Genomic DNA, 22898 nt, shown 5'->3' with positions numbered 1-22898 from the left:
TTGGGGGTTTACTTTTATTAGCGTGCTAACCTGTTCACTGCATTTTGAATCTGACTTTCACCGATAGGCAATTCATCAAGATAGCGTTTCTTGGCTTGGTGATATGCCAATCTCGCATTAAATAAATCAGCAATTTTTCTAATTTGTTCTTCGTTCTTTGGCGTGTATCTTGTGTAGCGTCTATCGTGTTGACTGGTTTCAATCTGACGATTAAAACGACTGCCAATAATTCTTTCAATACGTCCAACTTCGTTGCGTGCGTTTAAGAAATGGACTTCAAAATAGCTTTCTTTTTCGCTGATGCCAGCCTGTGGATTTTCAAGCATTGTTTTACAAATAATCATTTCTCTTGTGAGCATAATTACCCCCTTGCTGCTTTTTGTTGTTCAATCCAATTATTCACTTCTGCTAAATCCCAACGGATGAAATTTTGAGAAAATCGGATTGGTTGCGGAAATTGTTTAGCTTTCACTAGCTCATTTAATTTCGTGCGACCGAATCCCACTTTTAGCAGAACATTTGCTGCTGAAATTAATTGCTGTGATTGGTTGGTTGATGTTTCCATAATTACCCCCTTGTGTGTTTGGTTTCGGTTGGTTGCGTAACGTTACGGGGGGAATTAAAACACATTGAATATATAGGGGGGTTATAACAAGGTTGAAAAAAATATCCTGCCTACATAGACAGGATATAATAAAATCAATAAGTTAGATTATTTCTTATTTTTCGTTCGATTTATCGGACAAGCGATTTTTTCTATTTCTTCTGCGGTTGTTGTAGCTATGCCATAATCTCGCTTGATGTAATCTCTTATTTGTATGTTAGATTTTATATTTTCGGGATAATTCGACCAATATTTTTTACGCACTTCAATAGCAATTTTTAACAAATCATCTTTTCTATGCTCACCTAATAATATTGGGCGATTTTCTTCTGCAAGTTGAGATTTTAATTTAGCTATCTGGTTGTCTTTTTCTGCTATCGTTTCACTTAATTCTTTAACTTTTTCTTTTAGACTGCTTATTTCTTCAATCTGATTATATTTTCTATCAATAATTGAAAACATTTCTAAAAATTCAACTAAATCACGATGCAATATACAAATATCATCAAGATGTATTTTTGCTTTATTTTTCCCTGCGGAAAAAAGAAAAGAGATCTCCGTTTTTTTTACATGGTTAAAGTCATTAATATAGCCAACTTCTAAAACTTGATCTATATTATGTTCATTAAGAAAACTTATCCCTAATGGAAAGTAGCTATTAAAGGAAAAAGAATGTAAGCAATTTAATTTTTCATTATATAATTCAATATAGCTCAAATTTTTCACATCATTATATATGCTACTTTCTTGATTTAATCTTAGTAAGATCTTGAAATCACCAATATCAAGTTCAATCAAGTTATCATCACTAAATAACGTTTTAGATTTAACCATCTTTGTGTTTATTTTGATAAAAACAGAATTTATATCTATCAATAATGGATTTTTTCGATCTACTTTTTTCCTGTTTATTGTTCTAATTTCATTTGTATTGCCAGAAAGATGAACAGATAATTGAATATCACCGTTTTGAAAATATTCCAGTAAATCTTTTTTTGATATTTCTATATTATGGTTTGATGAAATGTATTTAACTGCATCATCTAGTGAGTATGCTTTTTTAGGTAAATATTTTGGCGTTTCCATAATGCCCCTTTTGCATTTCCTTTATGATAGGAACGCACCAACAAGATAAGGTTTCTTGCTTTCGGGGATCAGCCTAGGTGCGTTTAATTTGTTTCCCTTTAAATATAATGATAAAAATATTATTTTTCAAGTGCGGAATGGTGTATAATAACAAAGGATTGACCGTAAAAACTGCAATCGGTCGTCATCGGTAGGCTCAATTTTGAGTTGACCATTTTTCCTTTATTAAATTAATAAATAAGGGTTCATTCTGGAAAGTTTGAGCCTTTATTTTTATCTCATCCCTTTTGCCATTTCTTCAATATAAACGCTTCTTACTTTTGCCACGGCGGTTGCCATACTGTTTTGTCTCGCTTGCTGCATAAAATGCTGACCTTTCATCTTTTTAGTGCCACGGTCTAACATAAACCAATAAAACGGATCTGTGCGGTCTTTTGTGTTATCACTTACCGCTGCCATTCTTTTTCCTTTCGCACGCATAACCCTAACAATGGTTGACCCACTTCTACGATTTTTTGAAATTCTTGTTTTATATCTGATGTTATTTTTAACCGTGCCTTTTTGCCGTGTTTCGGTTGATTTTCCCAATACTGGAATTAATGGCTTAACTGACGATTTTAAAATTTTAGCACCTTCGTTTAAAGCCTTTCGCATTATTCTTGGTTGTGCGGTTGTTGTTTGTTTTTCTACTTTTTTCACAAACGCATTTATCTGATCTAAAAAACTCGCCATTCTATTTACTCCTATAAATCAATTCCGTTAAAATCTTGCAATGCTTGCTGATGTGCTTCTGATAGCTCAAAAATCAGATCGCCGTATTCAAGCTGATAAGTACCATAAGACATTAAAAACGCTATGGCAGGGTCAATTTTATTCGCTGCCTTTTTCTTGTTCGGTTTAATATTGGCGTTTGCATCCGTTTCCATTACCACATTTGACAATGCCCACGCTAAAACAGGGTCGCCGTTATGTTCAATCAGTTTACGATTAATTAGCACTTCTACTGATTTTGCTACTGGGCTAAATCGTTGATAGGTCTGCGGAAAGGGTTCTACTTCTAGCCCTGCTGATTGTAATTGTGTGCGTAAATGTGTGGCGTTCCAGACATCAAAGCCAATCATTTTAATATTAAATCTTTCAGCGTCTTTTAAAATATCATCTCGGATTTTGTCATAATCGATACAGTCGCCCGTTGTAGTCGTTAGCCAGCCTTGCCGTACCCATTGGCGGTAAATAGCACGGTTTTTATTTGCCACGTTTTCAAGCTGATATTCTGGGATATAGTGACGACAATATAACCGCACTTTGTTTTCAACTGGAAAGCTATAACAAATACTGGTTAAATCGCTCGTGCTGGATAAATCTAGCCCCATATAGCAATCAGATTGCAGTAAATTGCTATCATCATAGCTACGCTGACATAACGCCCACGCATCTAAATTAAGCCACGGTGTTTGCCCGTTACACCATACATTAAAGCGTTTAGTGAGCATTTCCACCCATTCTGACGGAATACCCCTAGCTTTTCTGATTGTGTTCTCAAAATCTAAATAAGGAATAGATTTACCGATATTCGGATTGGCTTTAATCCAATTATCAGGGTTATCAATATCGCTTTCTTCGTCTAGCTCAAAAATCATTATGAAGATACTTTCGTTTTGCTCGTTGCCGTCCAAAATCTGACAACAATAATCATAATGCTGTTTACAGGCTGATATAGTGTTACTGCCTGCGGTTGTAATGGCAAATAAAAGCCCTTGTGGTCTTGCCCCTTGCCCTAGCTCTAAGGCTGAATATACGCTGTTGTCAGGGTGTAAATGGTATTCGTCCACAATAGCAAGGCTTGGGTTAGTTCCCTCAATGGTGCTTGATTTAGCCGCTAAAGGTCGCATTAAGCTGTTGTTCTTTGGGTTGATAAGTTTATGCTGTTGAATATTTAAGCGTTTCCGCAAGGGTTGAGAAAGCAAACACATCTGACGAGCGTCATCAAATACTATTCGGGCTTGGTCTCGGCTTACGGCTGCGGTGTAAATATCTTGCTGACCTTGTTCCATTATTAAAAACCAATTCGCCAGCACGGCTGCAACCGTTGATTTTGCATTTTTTCTTGCCACTTGAATGTAGGCGGATCGGTATTTTCTTAAACCTGTATCACGATATTTAAAGCCCAAAATATTGGCAAATAGAAATTGTTGCCAGTCGCTTAACGCTATCGGTTGCCCCCTTAGGTGTCCTTTGACGTGCGGGCATAATCTGGAAAAGGCAATAAACTTGGCTACGGTACTTTCATCAAAGATATAATCAGGGTTGGCTAAATCAGCAAAATAACGCTCTACCGCTTGCTTAATGCGTTTACAAGCGTTTATCTTGTTATCCCTTACTGATAATGCGTAATCGTGCCAAATGCTCATAGTTACATTGCTAGAATATTATCAAGCTGATCTGCTTCTTCGCTTTCTACTGGATTTTTTCTACGGCTGACGGGGTCAAATCCTAATAGGGTTGACATCTTGATCATCACTTTTTCAGCATCCGATTTAGCAGACAAAGCAGGGTTTCTTGATTTTGTCCCCTGTGAATTGGTAATAACAAATCCATTCTTGGCTAAATCCGCTACGGAATGCCGCCAAATAGCGTAATTTTCGCAATAGATTTCTAAATTGGTTAAATCCTCTGGCTTAATATCGCCACGCTCTGATAGCTGTTTAATGCGTGCTTTCCATTGGCTCTTAGCAATATTATCTAAGAACTCTGGCGTTCTGTATGTTTTCTGTTTGTTCATGGCTTTCCTTATTCTCTAAAAAATTGCCGTGCGTAAAAATTGAGTTGGGCGGGCGGTTCGTTAGGCTTGGGATTTTCTTTTCAAAACTCCCCCCACCCGTCTAAAACAAATTTAAAACAAAATATAACTTATTGATATTTAAATAAAAACTAATCTTTAAGTTTATTATTGCTTTTTTGCTCCGAATCCACGTTGGTCTATGACTCTTGTCTTATAGCTATGGCAATCACGGCATAATGGTTGATGATTATCTGACCGCCAGAAATTCGGATCGGCTTGTCCGTTCTCTACGGGTTTAATATGGTCGATTACAGTTGCAGCTGTATATTTTCCTTTCTCTAAACACATCACGCATAAAGGGCGGTGCTTTAAGTATTCGGCTCTATATCTGCTCCATTTGTGGTCGTAACCACGTTTACTAGCACTTGCTCGCTTATCCTTTGGCTTATGTTCTTCACATCGCCCAAATCTAACCCGATTTCTACAATTCGGATAACTACAACGTTTTAATGGTTGAATTGGCATAACTTCCCCCTAATAGATACAAGGCTCTCTGTACACATTCCATAAACTGCTGATAGTCATTGGTATAATGGTTTGAGCAGTGTCAGTTGTGATTTCTCGGTTAGTGTACAAGTGAGCGACATACATCAAGCAACCGACCTTGATTGCTGGATAAAATGGAATCGTTAAATCTGTTTCCTGTTCGCCAAATACTTTGCCAATATGCTTTTGTGCTACTTCAACGCTGACGTTAATAAATCCAGTAAGTAAGCTATCATCTAAATTAAAATCATCGGTTAAATTTAAATGTGCTTTTACTTCTTGAAGATTGATTAAACTGTTGCTAGTGGTTTCCATAGGCTTCACCCTCTTTACACATTAATTGCAGTTCTCTATGCTCATCTTTGCTATCAATTACTGAATAAATGCTTAACAATCTATCGCCGTATTTAATTCGCATTTTCCGATCTACATTGTCAATATAACGAATTCGCACCCGAATAATATTTTCACCCATTTGAAAAGGACCGCTAAAATATTCACGCCCTTGAATAGGCTCTACACTCGCACGAACAGTCGCAAAATCTTCCCATATTGGATTGTAGCCGCTAGAATAACCGCTCTCTTTTTCCTTGGCATAATTGCGATTTTGCAACGTAATCACCTTGTTATATTTGCCAGCCTTAATCATTCGTGCCATTGCTATCACCTTGCTTAACTTCGACTGTTTGCTTCCATGCTTGGCTAAATTCATCGCCACCAGCATAAGGCGTAAGCCCCTCACGTCTTCTTACTTCATTCGGTGACATCACGCCCGATTTAATCGCAATCTCATAGCTACTAAAGCGTTCATTCTGACTGGTTCGCAATAAATCAGCGGTATCAAATTCAATTAAATAACGGGGTGCGGTTCTATCTGCCACATCAACCATTAAGGCATCTTTTAGCTGTTGTTCAAAATTGGTTAGCCATGGACGCAAAGTCTGTGATAAAAATGCTCGGCTTGCTTCACTGAAATTTGAATAGCTACTGTTTGAATATTCCTGTAAAAAAATCGGACTGATATTAAAAATGCGTGCGATATCCCCGATTGTAAATGTTCGGCTCTGCAACCATTCCGCATCTTGGTTTGTCATGCCTAGCTGCTTATATTCCATTGACCCCTCAAGAACTGGCGTTTTACCCGCATTTTTAGCCCCTTTGTAACGCTCTAGGGCTTTAATGGCTTTTTGTGCCTTGGCTTCGTCTAACCATTCGCTTGTAGTGATTAAACCGCTCGCCATTAAGCCATTTTTCATCACGCTTGCCCCGTGTTTTTGCTGTGCTAATCCTAGCCCGATTGCTTCACGGCAAATCGTCACAGGCGAACGCCCCATAAAGCCATCAAGGCTAGAATGGCGTAAATGTAAAATCTCATCCTGTAAGTATTGGTGCGTGTTTCCGTCTAGGTCGGTAATTTGATAAATATACTTGCCACCCACTAAACGGATAATATTTACCGCACTTGGCGGATAAGGTGTTAGGCTTTCTGGCTGTCCTTTTTTATCCCACCCAATCACCGCATAAGCATTGCCATTTAGCAAGCAGTGTCGCATCATCGTGTATTTAAACTGATAAGGGGTTTGATTGCGGTTAGGCATTTCATTAAGCAGATAGTCAATAGGGTGATTAAAAACTCTTTCCCGTCCGTCATCTTTAAGCTGATACAAATAGCAAGGCATACTTGCCACCGCTTCACTAATCACCGTTACGGCGTTCATTACCGCTGGCAAGGCTTCGGCGGTTTGCGGACTGACAAATTCCCCTGCACCTGTATTGCTTACGCCCAAATAAGAAAGCAGTTCATCAATATTGACTTGGGTGCTACGCTGTTCTTTTTTTCGTCCAAATAACCACATAATCAAAGCCCCGCTAATTCAGCCCAACGGTGTAAAAGTGCGGTCGGTTTTTGCTTAATTTTTGCCTGTTCCATTGAACGCTTGGCAATCTGAATATTACTTTCAGGATAAGCAGGAATACTCGTTACTGTGATTTCCACTAATTCCGCATTTTTAATTGTTCGCTGGCAAGGTGTCACATCAAAATCCCATTGTTCGGATTTAACCAAAAAGCCAAAAGACATGCCCGAAATATCGCCACGCTCTACACTAACCAATAAATCACGCCCTAGGGTCGTATCAGGCGGCGTTAATTCAAAACGTAACCCGATCTTATCTTCTTCCAGTTTTAACGTATTGGCTTTCGTTCTGCCTAATAACTTGCTGTAATCGTGTTCAAATAATGCCCGAATATCCGACCCACTCGCTAAACTTTCTGCAAAGGCGTTAGGGGAAAAACGCTCTATAAAATCCCCCCATAATAATTCGCTAGGGCTATCCCATTTCACCACATAGCCAATCAGTTTTTTATTTTCCGCCTGAACATCTGCGGATCTAATTTCAAAATCTTTATTCATATTCTACCCACTGACAAAAAAGGGGCTTAACGCCCCCTGTATCGAATTTATTAAGCAGTCGTTTCAATAAACTTGATCGCATTGCTATCCACTACGCCACCGCCTAAATATTTATCGGTATGGACTTTATAAAAGCCTGGCTCTGTAATGTTATCTGGTCGAGTGCGTACGCCTGTTTCGTGGTCTACGATATAATAACCGCGTTTAAAATCACCAAACGCTAATACGGCTTGATTCGCTCCACCCGTTGGCATTGTTTCAAGGAAATAAACAGGACGACCTAAAAGCGTTGCGGGAGCGTCTGCGGTTAAGCCGTCACGCCAAATATAATCACCGTTTTTATTTTTGATTTTTTGCAACATCGCTGCAATGGTAGAAGACATCACCCAAACGGCATTTTTACGATATTTACTATGTAAGGTATAGAACAAATCAATTAAATTATCTGCGGTGATTTTATCTGCCCCTGCAACTTCTAATTTTTGCAACTCGCCAAACGGGCGTGATTTATCGCTATTAGTAGAACGGGCATAAGCTAACAAGCCTTTTGATTTTTTATTACCGTCGCCATCGGTCAAATCTACTTCTTCAGTTTCTGCAAAACTTTCTGAAATTTCTTCCGTTAACCAACCTAAAACATCAATAGAAGAAAAATCTAAAATTTCTTGCGTGGTTTTCGGATAGGCATAAATAGGATTTAAAGCGATAGTGACTTCATTTAATTTTGGCGTATCAGTCGCTGTGCGTGCCTTACCCTCTTCGCCATGATTAATCACGGCACCACCAGCAGAAACAAGTTTCTTATACTCTTTAGCCCCTACTGGCAAGCGAACCACATTACAAATCTGACGCATAATGCTGTCATCAGTTAAACGGCTCATTACTTGCTTATCTAATTGCGGGATTACTGTATAACCGCCGTCATCATTTGCAGTCGTGGATAGCGTAGAACGCAATTCACCTGTTTTAATGTAATGGCGTAGCTCATCGTTTCCGAATTGAGCTTTACTGCTTGTTTCTACTGGTTTTCCTGCTTGGTTACGTTCTTCATCTGTCACAGATTCATAACGGGAAATTTCATCGCTTAACTGTTTAACCGAACCTTTTAATTTATCAAAATCTGCTGATTCAGTTTCATTTAAGCTGCGGTTTTCCGCATCCGCTTTACTCAAAATGTTACGCATATCTTCAACGGCTTTTGCCTTTTGTTGGCGTAGTTCTAAAAGTTTTTTAAACATAATTTTTTGTCCTTATGGCTCATATCGGTGTGAATCACGTTGATATTTAATCGAATAAGTTAATAAACCTGCCAACCATATACCGTCATCATCATATTCATAATCATAGCTTGCTGGGTCGGCTGATATAATATTTTCATAACCATCAAACTTGATTAGATTATTAATAACTTCGGCAATCTCATCTAGCTTTTCTTCCCCTTGGTTAAAAGGAATTAAAATGCCAATATTCAAATCAGCTGACCATTCAGAAACGCCAGATAGTGCAATTACTTCACATTTTGCATCGCTAAGATAAACTGATACCGCTGGTAATTGTTCTTTAATCCCACCAGTGAGAAACACTCGCCCATTGAAATAATTATCAACGCTTGGTAAAGCATTGCGAATCAGATCGATAATTTCATTTCTAATTTTATTGTGAACGTTCATATTAATAACCGCTTAAATATCATCCTAATTAAAATGGCTAAAATCAGCCCATATCATAATATAAGCCCATTCAAGAGAATGTAAATAGCCTGTTTTTTGAGCGATTGGATACGGTCGGTTATGATAAGTAAATAATTTTTGATTGATTATTTTTTAATCTTTGGAATAAAGAAAGAATATATAATTACAGAATTTTTAGGCTTTTTTATAGGGTGAACACTAGTGAACACTAGTGAACACTTAAAAATAAGGTATTCACCCTATAATATATTAATATATAAGGATTTTTTATTAAAAGGTGAATAGGTGAATACCTTTTTAATAAAATTTAAAACACAGGGCAAATAATATATATTGTTTTTTTGTTAGACAAGTTCTATTTAACTTTTAGCAGTATGGATAGCAGTATAGACAAAACTAACAATAGTTAAATATATTTAAAATCAACAAATTAAATACCTTATTCAAGTCCCGCTCAGGCACCAAGTCTTTTAACGTAGCCTTTCGTAACCACTCGGAAGGCTTTGTTTTTTATAGTAAAATCAGACTTTAATGTGTTTTTGCTTATCGTAACCGCTCGTAATTAATCGTTTCTTGTCGCAGATTTTAGTAGTATCCTATGTAGGATCTTACTATACTCCAAAGATACTGCAAAATTGCGTACTACTAAAAACAAGGGAAAGCCTTATGCCACGTACTACAAAGCCACTTAATGTAACCGAAATTTCTAAGGCAAAATCTAAAGAAAAAGATTATAAACTTGCTGACGGTCAAGGACTTTACTTACTCGTTGTTTAATTAAATTCCAACTTTTAACAATGGTTCGCCCCGCTTAAGCTAGTAATGCGGAATGGTCGGAAATTGATTTTAATCAGAAGTTATGGACTATTCCGGTCAAAAGAATAAAAAAGCAAAATAAACATATTGTCCCACTATCCGAGATTTTAAATACCCACGATTTACGCTCTATTGCCAGCACTTATCTAAATGAATATGAGCTGTTTATCTCGCCTGATGTAATTGAGGCTTGTTTAAAGATCGGGTTAGACGTGCGTACAACCGTTCAAGTTATTTAGAACAACGAAAACCTGCAATGCAATTATGGAGTGATTACATAGAAAAAAGTACTCCTAAAATATAAAAGTTCTCGTTCTGTGTGTCTGATAAAAACTCAAATATTCACCTCTTTACTTTTTTATAAAAAAAGACCAACTCATCTGAGCTGGTCAATACTATCTACTTTTATTATTTTTATTTAGGGGATTTGAAAATTATGCTTCTACACCTTCAAATAAAGCAGTACTTAAATAACGCTCTGAAGCAGATGGCAAAATAACTACAATTAATTTATCAGCAAATTCAGGTAATTTTGCAATACGCTCTGCAGCAGCAACCGCTGCACCAGATGAAATACCCGCTAAAATACCTTCTTCTGCCATTAAACGGCGAGCAGTTACAATAGCGGTTTCACTATCAACCGGTTCCACTCGATCGACTAAATCAAGATCTAAGTTTTTAGGAATAAAGCCTGCTCCGATACCTTGAATTTTATGTGGGCCCGGTTTCACTTCTTGACCTTTTAAGGTCTGCGTAATCACTGGACTTTCTGCCGGTTCAACTGCGACTGAAGTAATAGCCTTACCTTGATCTAGTTTGATATAACGGCTAATTCCTGTAATAGTACCTCCGGTTCCTACTCCTGCTACGATTACATCCACTTTACCTTCTGTACCATTCCAAATTTCAGGACCTGTGGTTTGTTGGTGAATGGCTGGATTAGCTGGATTTTCAAATTGTTTTAAAATCACATAACGATTTGGATCGCTTGCTACAATTTCTTCCGCCTTCGCAATCGCTCCTTTCATGCCTTTAGCTCCTTCGGTTAACACCAAATTCACTCCTAAGCCACGTAATAAACGTTTACGTTCAGTACTCATGGTTTCAGGCATAGTTAAGGTAATTTTATAACCTCGTGCTGCTGCTACATAAGCTAACGCAATCCCCGTGTTACCACTGGTTGCATCTACAATTTCCTTATCTTTGGTTAAGATACCGTCTTCTTCCGCTTGCCATACCATGTTTGCACCAATACGGCATTTTACACTGAAACTTGGGTTACGACCTTCTACTTTCACCACAATATTGCCATTACCAAAATGATTTAAACGCACTAATGGGGTATTTCCAATAGAATAGGAATTATCTGCAAAAATTGTCATTGTTTTCTCCTTGAAAGAATGTTTTTTGTTATTAATGCTATTTTTAACACAATATTTAATAATAAAAAAATAGTTATTTGTTCTATTTTATAACTAAATAGAATTAAGAACCCGGTAATTCTGATTTTTTAGGTAAACGATCACTTAATAAAATAGCATAACGTTCTGTTCTCGGACTGGATTCCAACGCAATTTTCAATGCCATTGTCAATGGTACAGAGAGTAACATTCCCACAGTACCTAATATCCAGCCCCAAAATAAAAGAGACAGAAAAACGACTAAGGTTGAAAGGCCAAGTTTTCTCCCCATCAATCTCGGTTCAAGCACATTACCAATCACCATATTAATAATAATGACACTGATAGCTACCACAAAACCTACAGTAAACCCATTTAATAACATTGTTTGTACCACAATAGGTATGGCAGCAATAATTGAGCCAATATTAGGAATGTAATTGAATAAAAAGCTCAATGTTGCCCAAAGTATAGCATACTGTACATCAGCTATAGTCAATACAACCCAGATTGCCACGGCTGTCAGTAAACTCACCATTGTTTTAATACCAAGATAGCTTATGATACTTTCTAATACCCGTTCTAAATGATTTTCTTCTTCGCTTTCTTGATTATTATGTTGACCGAATACAATAGCAAATTTACGTTTAGCGGTCGGGGCTTCCAATAGCATAAATATCACGACGAGAATTAACACAAATACATTAGATACAACATTGGAGAAATTCATTAACAAACTACTGGCAAAATTCATTATAGAACTGGGATCAAAATATTTTACAACTGCATCTGGCCGCATTGAGAAAGGGATTTTCCATTTTCGAGTAAATGACTGAAAATCATTAATTCGCTCTGTCATCAATTCACGATATTGTGGCATTGATTTAGTAAACTCTTGTACCGAACCATTAATCAACCCAACCAAGAAGAAAAATATAAGTAGAATTAATAAGAAGAGTAAGGCAATAGCTAACCAGTGCGGTATATTTCTCTTTGTCATAAACTTAATAATTGGCGAACAGACTATCGCTATAAATAAAGAGAGCAAAAAAGGAACGACTATTACTGAAGACATCTTGATCCCAGCAAAAATAATCACCAACGCCGCCGAAACAAATATAAATTGATTTAATGGATTGTTTTTTATCATAAAATACACCGTATTTAATTAGTTAAATCGCTTCTTCATTTTCTTCACCTGTTCGAATACGAATAACACGTGCTACATCATAAACAAAAATTTTGCCATCTCCGATTTTACCCGTTTGTGCCGTCTCTACGATAGCCTCAATACATTGTTCAACAATGTCATCAGGTACTACAATTTCCAATTTCACTTTGGGTAAAAAATCAATGGAATATTCCGCCCCACGATATAATTCCGTATGCCCTTTTTGACGACCAAAGCCTCTCACTTCAGTCACCGTCATACCAGTAATACCAAGATCAGAAAGCGATTCACGTACATCATCTAATTTAAATGGTTTAATAATTGCTTCAATCTTTTTCATCTTTAACTCCTATTTTCTCGCCGATTTTGGGCGAAAACTTTCAATCACTTCGGGTTTAGTATCAATATAAATACCATCAATCAGTTGTAAACAATAAGGCACGGCAGAAAAAATCCCTTTAACCAACACCTTACCATTTTCATCTTTTACCCCTTCTAAGGTTTCTTTAATCGCCTTTGGCTGCCCGGGTAAATTTAAAATTAAGCTGTTGTTGCGAATCACGCCTACTTGACGAGAAAGAATCGCAGTCGGCACAAAGTGTAAACTGACTTGACGCATTTGCTCACCAAATCCCGGCATTTCACGATCCGCAATAGCCAGAGTCGCATCAGGTGTCACATCTCTTTTTGCTGGTCCTGTTCCGCCTGTGGTTAAAACTAAATGACAGTGTTGTTGATCGACCAATTCAATGAGTGTTTGCTCAATAATCGCTTGTTCATCAGGAATTAAACGGGTATCAACCAGAAATGGATCCACTAAGGCAGTTTCTAACCAAGCGGTTAATTCAGGAATGCCTTGATCTTGATATACCCCTTGCGAAGCTCGGTCTGAAATAGAAACCAAGCCTATTTTTAGGATTTTTTCATTAACTGCGGTCATTTTTTTCCTTATTTTTTAAAATGGAAAGAATACGGGAATACAAAATATGGTCACCAGCATCACTAAAATGGTAAATGGCACACCGATTTTCACAAAATCAGCAAATTTATATCCCCCCGGTCCTAACACCATGGTATTCACCGGTGATGAAATTGGGGTCATAAAGGCAGCGGAAGAGGCAATCGCCACGGTCATTGCAAAAGGCATCGGGGATAAATGTAATTGTTGAGCCATACTAATGGCTATTGGAGCCACTAAAATAGCCGTGGCAGTATTGGATATAAATAACCCAACCACGGCACACAGCATAAACAAGCTGATTAAGATCCAATGTTTCCCCATAGTGCCCACAGTATTAATCATAAGATCTACGACTAAATCTACCCCGCCAGTTTTTTGTAAAGCAATGGAAAATGGCATCATACCCACAATTAAAATTAGGCTTGACCAATGAATACTGGCGTAAGCACTTTTGGCATCAACACAACGAAACTTGCCTAACATTAAACAGGCAATTAAAGCCGCAATGACGTTCGGTACAATACCTGTTACCATTAACAATACCATGACAGCAATTGAAAAGATAGCATGCCATGCCTGACTCGCTGCAGGTACCGCTTTATCAATTTCGCTCGGATAACTCAATAAAAAGAAAGATTTGGTTTTATCACGTAGTTGTTGTAATAATTTCCACTGTCCAATCACCAACAGTAGATCCCCAACCTTCAGTGGCTCTTCCACTAGGTTTCCTTGTAGTCGCTCACCATTACGCTTAATTCCAATAATATTCAAGCCATAATAAGATCTAAAACGTAATTGCACTACACTTTTGCCTTCCGCACTACCGTCAGGAATCGGTGTAATTTCTGCCATCCCCACGGATTTTGCTTGCTCGTTAAAGTTATTATTACGAATCGCCGCCTGTTCTAAATGATGTTGACGACAGAATTCGGTTAAATCCAATTCAGGATTGCTAATATCAATCATCAATAAATCTTTTTTACGGACTTCCTCTTTCCCCAACGAAGCAACCATAAACACGGGTCTAAAACGCTTCCAACGTTCAATTGCCAAAATATTTAAGCCATAATTAGAACGTAAATGCAATTCTTCTACACTTTTACCAATAAAATCTGATCCTTCTAGCACAGCGAAACGCTTAATTCGATCGTGTAAATGGTAACTTTCAATCAGATCACTAATGGAATAGCGACTGATCGTTTCCTGACTATCTTGTTCCGCCGTTGCAAGCCAACGGCGAGCAACTAACATATAAAACACACCCAATACAAGAACGATTAAACCTATGGGCGTAAAAGAAAAAAAGCTAAAACGTCCCGCCTGCGTTCGCATTAATTCAGCATTCACGACCAAATTTGGTGCCGTTGCAATTAAGGTCATCATACCACTAATTAAGCCAGCCATACTTAACGGCATCATCAGACGTTTTGGTGAAATATTCATTTGTTGGCAAATCACTAGTACGACAGGAATAAAAATTGCCACGATGCCAGTGGAACTCATAAATGCACCTAAACTGGCAACCGCTAACATTAATAACACTAATACTTTGGTTTCACTGTTTTTGGCGGCTTTCATCAGCCATTCGCTTACTTGATAAGCCACCCCTGTACGTACCAACCCTTCTGCCACGATAAAAAGCAAAGCAATCAAAATAATATTCGGATCGCTAAAACCAGCAAACACTTCATCAACGCTCAAAATACCACTTAAACAAAATGCCAACATGACCAATAACGCCACCGTATCCATACGCAATTTATTTTGGATAAATAAAAAAATCGCACCAATCAATAAAACCATAACGGTAGTCAATGGGGTTTGGAGAAAATTAAGTAAGTATGCATTCATCACTATTTTCCTTAAATCAAGGCGTATTATTTAGGATTATTTGCCGTACAGGTGCAAAACTACGGCGATGTTGTGGTAATACTCCCAATTCGGCTAATTTTGCTAAATGTACCTTAGTTGGATAGCCTTTATGTTTGGCAAATTCATATTGTGGAAATTGTTGATCGAGTTCAACCATTTCTTGATCGCGAGCAACTTTCGCCAAAATAGACGCGGCACTAATTTCAGCGACTTTGCTATCGCCTTTTACCACTGCTTGGGAGGGCATAGGCAAGTCAGGAATACGATTGCCATCCACTAATACAAAGTGCGGTTGAATTTTCAGCGATTTTACTGCACGTTGCATGGCTAACATCGTAGCATGCAAAATATTCAGTTCGTCAATTTCTTCCGATTCCGCACGACCTAACGCCCAAGCTAAGGCTTTTTGTTTTATTTCTTCGGCTAATAATAAACGTTTTTTCTCACTGAGTTTTTTACTATCAGCCAATCCTTCAATAGGGTGATTAGGATCTAAAATCACCGCAGCTGTCACCACCGCCCCCACTAAAGGTCCACGCCCGACTTCATCTACACCAGCAATTAATTCTATACCTTGTGGATATTCGAAATCTGCCATAATTATTTTCCTTCTAGTACATCCATCACCGCCTGTGCTGCTTGACTATCGGCATCACATTGAATCAATTTATGCAATTCGGTAAAACGTTGAATTAAAACTTGACGATATTGCACCGCACTTTCACTTTGTTCGAAATAAACAGCAAGTTTCTCGGCTAATTTTTCAGGGGTACAATCTTGCTGTATCATTTCAGGTACTAACATTTCATTTGCTAACAAATTCGGCAAGGAAATATAAGGGGTTTTCACCAAACGTTTGGCTAAAAAGTAGGTTAGCAGTTTCATTCGATAACCAACCACCATCGGTGATTTACATAACATACATTCTAAAGCTGCCGTGCCTGATGCTAATAACGTGGCTTGAGCTATGATCATCGCTTGGCGAGCTTTTCCATCTAACATAATAAGATTTAAATCAGGTGCAATTTGAGCCTTGATTCGTTGAAATTGCTCACGACGTTTTTCATTCACCAAGGGGACTAAAAAGTGTAAATCGGGATATTGTTGTTTTAATAATATAGCTGTTTTTAAGAATGGTTCCGCCAGAAATTCTACTTCCGCACCACGACTACCGACCAAAATCGCCATATAACGTTGGCTTGGATCAAGATCAAGTTGTTGACATACATCTATCCGATTTGGCTTTAATGGAATCGCATCTGCCATAGTATGCCCGATAAAACGGCAAGGCACATTAAAACGATCATAAAAGGCTTTTTCAAACGGCAAAAAGGCTAACACAAGATCGGTCGCTTGAGCAATTTTATAAATGCGTTTTTGTCGCCATGCCCATACCGATGGGCTAACATAATGAATGGTTTTAACCCCCTGATTTTTGAGTTTTTGTTCTACATACAAATTAAATTCGGGAGAATCAATACCAATAAAGATATCGGGCTTTTGGGATAACAAAGTTTGCACCGTATTTTTGCGAATTTTCAATAATCTTGGCAGATGCTTTAAAATCTCTGCTAATCCCATCACCGCAATTTCTTCTATATCAATCAGGCTTTCACAACCTTCGGCAAGCATATTCTTACCCGCAATACCGATAAATTTAGCTTGTGGATAATGGCTTTTTAAGGATCGAATTAAACCGGCACCGAGAATATCACCCGAGACTTCGCCTGCTACAATGGCAATTGTTGGGAAAGTTAAGGAATGGGAAAGATTAAGAGCTGATTGGGTTTGTGTCATAAGAAATATCCATAAAATTCACCGCACTTTTTCGTAGAAAGACAAAATAGAGTGAAGTGCGGTGTAAATGAACAGAATTTTTAACGAATAATGCCACGAGTAGAACGTTTAAAAAAGGCAAGAAAGAAACTAATAGCGGCCTCTGTCTTAGCATAATGTTCAATTTCAGGCATAACTTCTTCAAGAGTTTTGTCACTACGATAAATTAACTTATACACATTACGAATCGCATGTAAGGTCGTTTTATCAAAGCCACGACGTTTAAGCCCTTCAATATTTACTCCAAATGGTCGAGCATGATTGCCTTGCGCCATAACATAAGGAGGTACATCTTGACTGACCATAGAACCGCCACCTAACATCACGTGAGCACCAACAATCACAAATTGATGAATAGCAGACATACCGCCCACAATAACAAAATCATCTAGTTCAACATGTCCCGCTAATGTGGCATTATTAGCTAAAATACAACGATTTTTAATTTGACAATCATGGGCAATATGCGCATTGATCATAAATAAATTATCATCACCAATTCTAGTCACCCCACCACCTTGTACGGTACCACGATGAATAGTCACATTTTCACGAATACGATTGCGATTGCCGATAATGGTTTTTGTCGGTTCGCCATTGTATTTTAAATCTTGATTAATCTCACCAACGGTCGCACCATGGAAAATCTGGTTATCTTCGCCAATTGTCGTGACACCATTAATAACCACATGAGAATGTAATACAGTACCTTTACCGATTTGAACTTGTGAGCCAATCACACAAAATGGGCCGATCACCACATTTTCACCGATTTTTGCTCCTTCTTCAATAATAGCAGAAGGATGAATCTTCGCACTTGAGTGGATCATAAATGCTCCTTTATATTTAATTATTAGCGTCTAGCGCACATTAATTTTGCTTCACATGCTACTTCACCCGCGACTTTAGCAATGCCGGTAAAGGAAGTTACACCACGACGTTGTTTGATCACTTCAACATATAATTCTAATTGATCTCCTGGTAACACAGGACGTCTAAAACGAGCATCATCAATCCCCGTAAAATAAAATAATTCCCCACCTTGTAACTCGTGCGTTTTAAATGCAAGAATCCCCATAGATTGAGCGAGAGCTTCAAGAATTAATACTCCCGGTAAAATAGGTTCTTGTGGAAAATGCCCAGTAAAACAGGGTTCATTAACGCTAATATTTTTGATGGCTTTTAACCACACACCTTCTTCAAAATCTAAAACACGATCAACCAATAAGAATGGATAGCGGTGTGGCAATAATGTCATAATTTCTTTGACTTCAATAATACGAGATGGTCTTGTTTCTGCTGTCACAATAATTACCTTTAATGTCATTTACTTTTTAATATAATGGGATTAATTATACATTAATTAGAAGATAGATTGTAGTAAAACAGTAAGAAAAGTAGTTTTCCCCGCACTGATGTACGGGGGGAAACAGAGTAATAACACGCTGTCATTAGAGATGAATATGGAAATATAACAAAACCAGAGAAAAGAGATATGGAAAATCATCACTCTAGTCTTTTAGGAAATTAATCTGCTAATTTCTTTTCCAAAGCTTTAAGACGTTTATTCATCTTATCAATATCCATAGTTAAAGCAGCAGTTTTACGCCATTCTTTATTTGGTTGTAATGGTATGCCAGAAGAATAAATACCCGGTTCGGTAATCGGTCGCATCACCATTCCCATACCCGTCACAACAGCTTGATCACAAATTTCCATATGACCATTAATCACACTGGCACCACCAATTTGACAATAACGCCCTACTTTTAGGCTACCCGCCATAATGACACCACCAGCCACCGCGGTACCAGTACCAATATGTACGTTATGCGCAATTTGGCAAAGATTATCAATAATCACATTATCTTCAATCACCGTATTATCTAATGCTCCACGATCAATACAAGTGCATGCCCCAATTTCAACATAATTACCAATGACCACTGTTCCAGTTTGTGGAATTTTAATCCAACGCCCACGCTCATTGGCATAACCAAAGCCATCGCCACCAATTATCGCACCAGATTGAATAAGACAATGCTCACCAATTTGCACATTGTGATAAATCACCACATTCGCCCACAATTGCGTATTCGCACCAATTTGTGCTTGTTTACCAATAAAACAACCTGCACCAATTATCGCATTGTCACCAATCACGGCACCGTCTTCAATCACTGCATGGGAACCGACACTGACATTTTTCCCTAAAGAAACCGTGCTTGAAATCACCGCACTTGGGGCAATATCATTTGCCGCTTTTGGTGTGCTATCCATATATTGGGCTAATAAGGCATAAGCTACATAAGGGTTTTTAACAATAATTAGGTTAGCATTATCGGCACAAAATTCTATATCTGCTTCTGATACCACCAGAATACTGGCTTGTGAAAGGGACAGATAAGGACGATATTTCACATTAGAAATAAACGTTAAATGTTCTTTACTAGCCTTATCTAAAGGGGCAATGGATGTCACAAAAACATCGGCGTTGCCACGCATGACACCGCCGATATGTTCTGCTAATTCTTTTAATGTATAAGAACGCATATTAATTTAACCTTTTAAAAGATTATTTCGCTGCTGGTTTTTCAGCATCTTTGGTTTCTGCTTTTGGTTCTTCTGCTGGAACTTTGCCACCAATTGCTTTTAGCACATCATCACTAATATCTTTACCATCTACAGCAAATACGATTGAATTTGCATCAAGAACATAAGTATAACCTTTTTCTTTTGCCAAATTGTTAGTGGCTTCTTGAATTGATTCTAATATTTTAGCACGCTCTGCATTTTCCAATTTCTGTGCTTCTTGTTGGTATTTTTGTACTTTGGCATCGTGTTCTTTCATCAATTTATTGATTTCATCTTCACGTTTTTTGATATCGGCACTGCGTAAATCTTTTGCTTCTTTCTGCAATTTCTCAATCTTACTATCAATAGATTTTTTACTCGCAGTGAGTTCATCAGCTTGTTTTTTGAAACCTGAATCTAATTTTTTCGCAATGGCATCACGATCCGGGTGATGTTCAAATAAATAAGCGGCATTAATAAATGCAATATTTTCAGCCGCCATAGCTGCAGATGATACGAAAGCCAAAGCTAAAGAAAGTGCGGTTGCTTTTACAATTTTTTTCATTTGTATAAATTTCCTTTTAAATTATTATTTTTGTTAGTGTGCCAAATATGACGATTTATCGTAACTACTTAGCACCAGTAAATATTAGACGCTATGAATAAATATTAGTTCAATCTAAATAAATTAGAATGTCCCACCAATGCTAAATTGGAATTGTTCAATATCGTCATTTTCATATTTCTTAAGTGGTTTAGCATAAGAGAATACCAACGGTCCAATCGGTGATTGCCACTGAAATCCAATACCAACAGATGTACGAATACGGCTTGGGTCGCTGTAATCTGGTAAAGTTGGGAATTTCGCTTTATCTGCTGCACTCCATTTAGTATTCCATACACTCGCTGCATCAAAGAACACTGAAGTCCGTACCGAGTTCTGATTTTTATCTGCCACAAATGGGGTCGGTATAATTAATTCTACGCTAGATAATACCATAGCATTACCACCGATAATATCATCATCAGAATGATACGTCGTATTTCCACTTGCATCCGATCTTATATAAATCGCATTTGGACCTACTGCCCCAGAAGCGAAACCACGTAACGAACCTATACCACCAGCGGAATAGTTACGATAGAATGGTAATACTTTTCCACCAAATCCATTGGCATAAGATGCACCTGCTTTAGCTGAAATCACCCACATACGGTTACGATCTAATGGATAAAAACCCTGTGCATCTGCACTTAAAGTATAATATTTATTATCCGAGCCCGGAATAGTGACAGTTCCCCCTAAACCGGCTTTCACCCCTTTGGTTGGGAAATAACCGCGGTCTAAACTATTATAATTCCAACCTGCTTTAAAGGTAAAATCATGAGATTTAAATGAAGATCCATCATAGTTCATTGAATCCATATATTTTTTACGAGAATATTCAGGTATCACTTTCTTCAATTTGTTATAGGCATAACCCACACCTAAATAGTAAGAATTATTTTCATTCACCGGGAAGCCTAGAGTTAAATCTACTCCATAAGTAGTACGTGCATAACTTGCTGCAGTATCATCATCTGAGTTATCGTATTTTTCATAATATACATTACCGCCAAGGCTAACGCCATCTTTGGTAAAGTACGGTTCGGTATAACCTAAGTTAACGCTGGTCGTGTAGTCATCTTTACGACCACCCAAACTAATAGAAGATCCCATACCTAAGAAGTTATCTTGTTTTACACTGGCTTGATAGCTAAATCCACTTTCTGTACCATAACCAATACCAAAGTTGATACTCCCCGTATTACGCTCTTTCACAGTATAGATAACATCTAATTCATCATCTGTACCCAGCACATTTTCAGTACGTTGTTCAACCGTTTCAAAGAAACCGGTACGATCTAAACGTAATTTACCTAATTCAACTAATTGAGAAGATAACCATGTACCTTCTTGTTGACGCATTTCCTGACGCAATGTTCTGTCCGCACTCACTGTATTACCTTCGAAACGAATCTGACGCACAGAATAACGACGACCGGCTTCAACAATATAAGTTAACGCAATGCTTTTGTTGTTTTCATCAAATTCAGGGTGAATATTCACCTGAGCATTAGCGTACCCTTGTTCAGCTAATTTTGCTTTAATATTACTTTCTACATTTTTAACTTCACTACGCTGAAAATTCTGATTTAACTGAATTTCTTTTAACAGAGGAGCAAGTTGTTCTTGCATCCCCCCCACATCACCAATAATTCTGGCACTATTGACAGTATAAACATCACCTTCATCCACCACGATTTTCACTCGGGCTTCGTTTTTGTCATCACTTAACTGCACATCGGTATTAGTAACTCTTGCTTTAGCATAACCATTTTCACCATAATAATCTTGGATAGCATTTAAATCTTTACTAAATTGATCAGAAGCAAATTTATTACCAAAGAATTTCCACCATGCATCCGGTTGTAATTCCATTTGTTCTTGCAATTTGCCACTTGAAATATGGTTATTACCTTCAAAAGTAATTTCTTTTAATAGTGCAACATCATTTTCTTTAATTTGCAATTTCACTTCTGCACGATTATTCGGCAATGTATTGATGATGGTTTCTACTTTCGCATTATAACGACCTGTACTGGCGTAATGTTCCACCAAACTTTGACGAAAACCTTCTAATTTCTCACGGTTTAACACTTCACCTGATTTAAAACCATTTGATTCTAAATTCGATTTTAAGGCCTCATTTGGAATGGAACTATTACCATCCAATGTCACTTCAGTAATAATCGGTTGTTGTGTTACAGAGATAACCAGTGTATTCCCTTCCCTACCCGCTCGCACATTATCGTAACCACGTGAATAAAGAGTTCTGACCACATTTGCAATATCATTATCTGTGGCACGTTTACCTACTTGCACAGGCAAACCAGCTAATAGATTCATTTCTGAACCTGCTTGCACACCTTCTACACGAATATCTTGTACCATAAAAGGTGCGGCATAGATGCTCGTCGAACCGAATAATAAACTAGCTATTAAAAGTTTTTTCATTTTACAATGACCTTATTAAATTAAAGTAACCGTAATAAAACGCCCAGAATGTCAATCAAAAGGAATTTTAAACGTTCATTTATCAATG

The 22898-nt window shown here is 37.7% G+C and carries 25 protein-coding genes; all 25 read right to left on the bottom strand.

Features of this window, described 5'->3' with window-relative positions:
• Nucleotides 1-17: 17 nt before the first annotated feature.
• Nucleotides 18-359, bottom strand: a complete 342-nt coding sequence (locus O1Q79_RS02065; RefSeq protein ID WP_386692729.1) for a hypothetical protein — start codon at nucleotides 357-359, stop codon at nucleotides 18-20.
• Between the two features lie 2 nt (nucleotides 360-361).
• Complete coding sequence (locus O1Q79_RS02060; protein ID WP_386692728.1) at nucleotides 362-565, bottom strand: helix-turn-helix transcriptional regulator; 204 nt, start codon at nucleotides 563-565, stop codon at nucleotides 362-364.
• Nucleotides 566-712: 147 nt separating this feature from the next.
• Entirely contained in the window at nucleotides 713-1690 is a 978-nt protein-coding gene (locus O1Q79_RS02055; RefSeq protein ID WP_386692727.1) for a hypothetical protein, read from the bottom strand.
• A gap of 273 nt (nucleotides 1691-1963) precedes the next feature.
• Nucleotides 1964-2422 (bottom strand): HK97-gp10 family putative phage morphogenesis protein, encoded by a 459-nt coding sequence (locus O1Q79_RS02050; protein WP_386692726.1) that lies wholly within the window; start codon nucleotides 2420-2422, stop codon nucleotides 1964-1966.
• 11 nt (nucleotides 2423-2433) lie between these two features.
• Nucleotides 2434-4101: a terminase large subunit gene (locus O1Q79_RS02045; RefSeq protein WP_386692725.1), complete on the bottom strand. Its 1668-nt coding sequence runs from the start codon at nucleotides 4099-4101 to the stop codon at nucleotides 2434-2436.
• A gap of 2 nt (nucleotides 4102-4103) precedes the next feature.
• A complete protein-coding gene (locus O1Q79_RS02040) occupies nucleotides 4104-4472 on the bottom strand; it encodes a phage terminase small subunit P27 family (RefSeq protein ID WP_386692724.1) in 369 nt (122 codons plus the stop codon).
• A gap of 165 nt (nucleotides 4473-4637) precedes the next feature.
• A complete protein-coding gene (locus O1Q79_RS02035) occupies nucleotides 4638-4997 on the bottom strand; it encodes an HNH endonuclease signature motif containing protein (RefSeq protein ID WP_386692723.1) in 360 nt (119 codons plus the stop codon).
• A gap of 9 nt (nucleotides 4998-5006) precedes the next feature.
• On the bottom strand, nucleotides 5007-5333 hold the full coding sequence (locus tag O1Q79_RS02030; protein WP_386692722.1) for a head-tail connector protein: 327 nt from the start codon (nucleotides 5331-5333) through the stop codon (nucleotides 5007-5009).
• Nucleotides 5320-5676: a phage head closure protein gene (locus O1Q79_RS02025; protein WP_386692721.1), complete on the bottom strand. Its 357-nt coding sequence runs from the start codon at nucleotides 5674-5676 to the stop codon at nucleotides 5320-5322. Before O1Q79_RS02025 ends, O1Q79_RS02030 begins: the two co-directional genes overlap by 14 nt.
• Nucleotides 5660-6874 carry a phage portal protein gene (locus tag O1Q79_RS02020; RefSeq protein ID WP_386692720.1) on the bottom strand — a complete coding sequence of 405 codons (1215 nt, stop codon included), beginning with the start codon at nucleotides 6872-6874 and terminating at the stop codon, nucleotides 5660-5662. The genes O1Q79_RS02025 and O1Q79_RS02020 overlap by 17 nt, the downstream gene beginning before the upstream one ends.
• A 2-nt stretch (nucleotides 6875-6876) precedes the next feature.
• A complete protein-coding gene (locus O1Q79_RS02015) occupies nucleotides 6877-7431 on the bottom strand; it encodes an HK97 family phage prohead protease (protein WP_386692719.1) in 555 nt (184 codons plus the stop codon).
• A 50-nt stretch (nucleotides 7432-7481) separates the two neighbouring features.
• Complete coding sequence (locus tag O1Q79_RS02010; RefSeq protein ID WP_386692718.1) at nucleotides 7482-8669, bottom strand: phage major capsid protein; 1188 nt, start codon at nucleotides 8667-8669, stop codon at nucleotides 7482-7484.
• A 12-nt stretch (nucleotides 8670-8681) separates the two neighbouring features.
• Nucleotides 8682-9101 (bottom strand): phage tail terminator protein, encoded by a 420-nt coding sequence (gene gpU / locus O1Q79_RS02005; protein ID WP_386692717.1) that lies wholly within the window; start codon nucleotides 9099-9101, stop codon nucleotides 8682-8684.
• Between the two features lie 1271 nt (nucleotides 9102-10372).
• Nucleotides 10373-11320 (bottom strand): cysteine synthase A, encoded by a 948-nt coding sequence (gene cysK / locus O1Q79_RS02000; protein WP_386692716.1) that lies wholly within the window; start codon nucleotides 11318-11320, stop codon nucleotides 10373-10375.
• A 103-nt stretch (nucleotides 11321-11423) separates the two neighbouring features.
• Nucleotides 11424-12488 (bottom strand): AI-2E family transporter, encoded by a 1065-nt coding sequence (locus tag O1Q79_RS01995; RefSeq protein WP_386692715.1) that lies wholly within the window; start codon nucleotides 12486-12488, stop codon nucleotides 11424-11426.
• A 22-nt stretch (nucleotides 12489-12510) separates the two neighbouring features.
• Entirely contained in the window at nucleotides 12511-12849 is a 339-nt protein-coding gene (glnB, locus tag O1Q79_RS01990) for a nitrogen regulatory protein P-II (RefSeq protein ID WP_153985559.1), read from the bottom strand.
• Nucleotides 12850-12858: 9 nt separating this feature from the next.
• Complete coding sequence (gene mog / locus O1Q79_RS01985) at nucleotides 12859-13449, bottom strand: molybdopterin adenylyltransferase (RefSeq protein ID WP_386692713.1); 591 nt, start codon at nucleotides 13447-13449, stop codon at nucleotides 12859-12861.
• Nucleotides 13450-13464: 15 nt separating this feature from the next.
• Entirely contained in the window at nucleotides 13465-15321 is a 1857-nt protein-coding gene (locus O1Q79_RS01980) for an SLC13 family permease (RefSeq protein WP_386692712.1), read from the bottom strand.
• Between the two features lie 16 nt (nucleotides 15322-15337).
• Nucleotides 15338-15940 carry a ribonuclease HII gene (rnhB, locus tag O1Q79_RS01975; RefSeq protein ID WP_386692711.1) on the bottom strand — a complete coding sequence of 201 codons (603 nt, stop codon included), beginning with the start codon at nucleotides 15938-15940 and terminating at the stop codon, nucleotides 15338-15340.
• 2 nt (nucleotides 15941-15942) lie between these two features.
• Nucleotides 15943-17139 (bottom strand): lipid-A-disaccharide synthase, encoded by a 1197-nt coding sequence (gene lpxB, locus O1Q79_RS01970; protein WP_386692710.1) that lies wholly within the window; start codon nucleotides 17137-17139, stop codon nucleotides 15943-15945.
• A gap of 80 nt (nucleotides 17140-17219) precedes the next feature.
• Nucleotides 17220-18008 carry an acyl-ACP--UDP-N-acetylglucosamine O-acyltransferase gene (lpxA, locus tag O1Q79_RS01965; RefSeq protein ID WP_386692709.1) on the bottom strand — a complete coding sequence of 263 codons (789 nt, stop codon included), beginning with the start codon at nucleotides 18006-18008 and terminating at the stop codon, nucleotides 17220-17222.
• 23 nt (nucleotides 18009-18031) lie between these two features.
• A complete protein-coding gene (fabZ, locus tag O1Q79_RS01960; RefSeq protein WP_386692708.1) occupies nucleotides 18032-18484 on the bottom strand; it encodes a 3-hydroxyacyl-ACP dehydratase FabZ in 453 nt (150 codons plus the stop codon).
• Between the two features lie 221 nt (nucleotides 18485-18705).
• A complete protein-coding gene (gene lpxD / locus O1Q79_RS01955; RefSeq protein WP_386692707.1) occupies nucleotides 18706-19731 on the bottom strand; it encodes a UDP-3-O-(3-hydroxymyristoyl)glucosamine N-acyltransferase in 1026 nt (341 codons plus the stop codon).
• A 22-nt stretch (nucleotides 19732-19753) separates the two neighbouring features.
• Nucleotides 19754-20317, bottom strand: a complete 564-nt coding sequence (locus O1Q79_RS01950) for an OmpH family outer membrane protein (protein ID WP_386692706.1) — start codon at nucleotides 20315-20317, stop codon at nucleotides 19754-19756.
• A 123-nt stretch (nucleotides 20318-20440) separates the two neighbouring features.
• Nucleotides 20441-22810 carry an outer membrane protein assembly factor BamA gene (bamA, locus tag O1Q79_RS01945; protein ID WP_386692705.1) on the bottom strand — a complete coding sequence of 790 codons (2370 nt, stop codon included), beginning with the start codon at nucleotides 22808-22810 and terminating at the stop codon, nucleotides 20441-20443.
• Nucleotides 22811-22898 lie beyond the last annotated feature (88 nt).

The organism is Lonepinella sp. MS14434, assembly GCF_042468235.1.
GTDB lineage: Bacteria > Pseudomonadota > Gammaproteobacteria > Enterobacterales > Pasteurellaceae > Lonepinella.
This window is presented reverse-complemented; position numbering and strand designations above follow the sequence as displayed.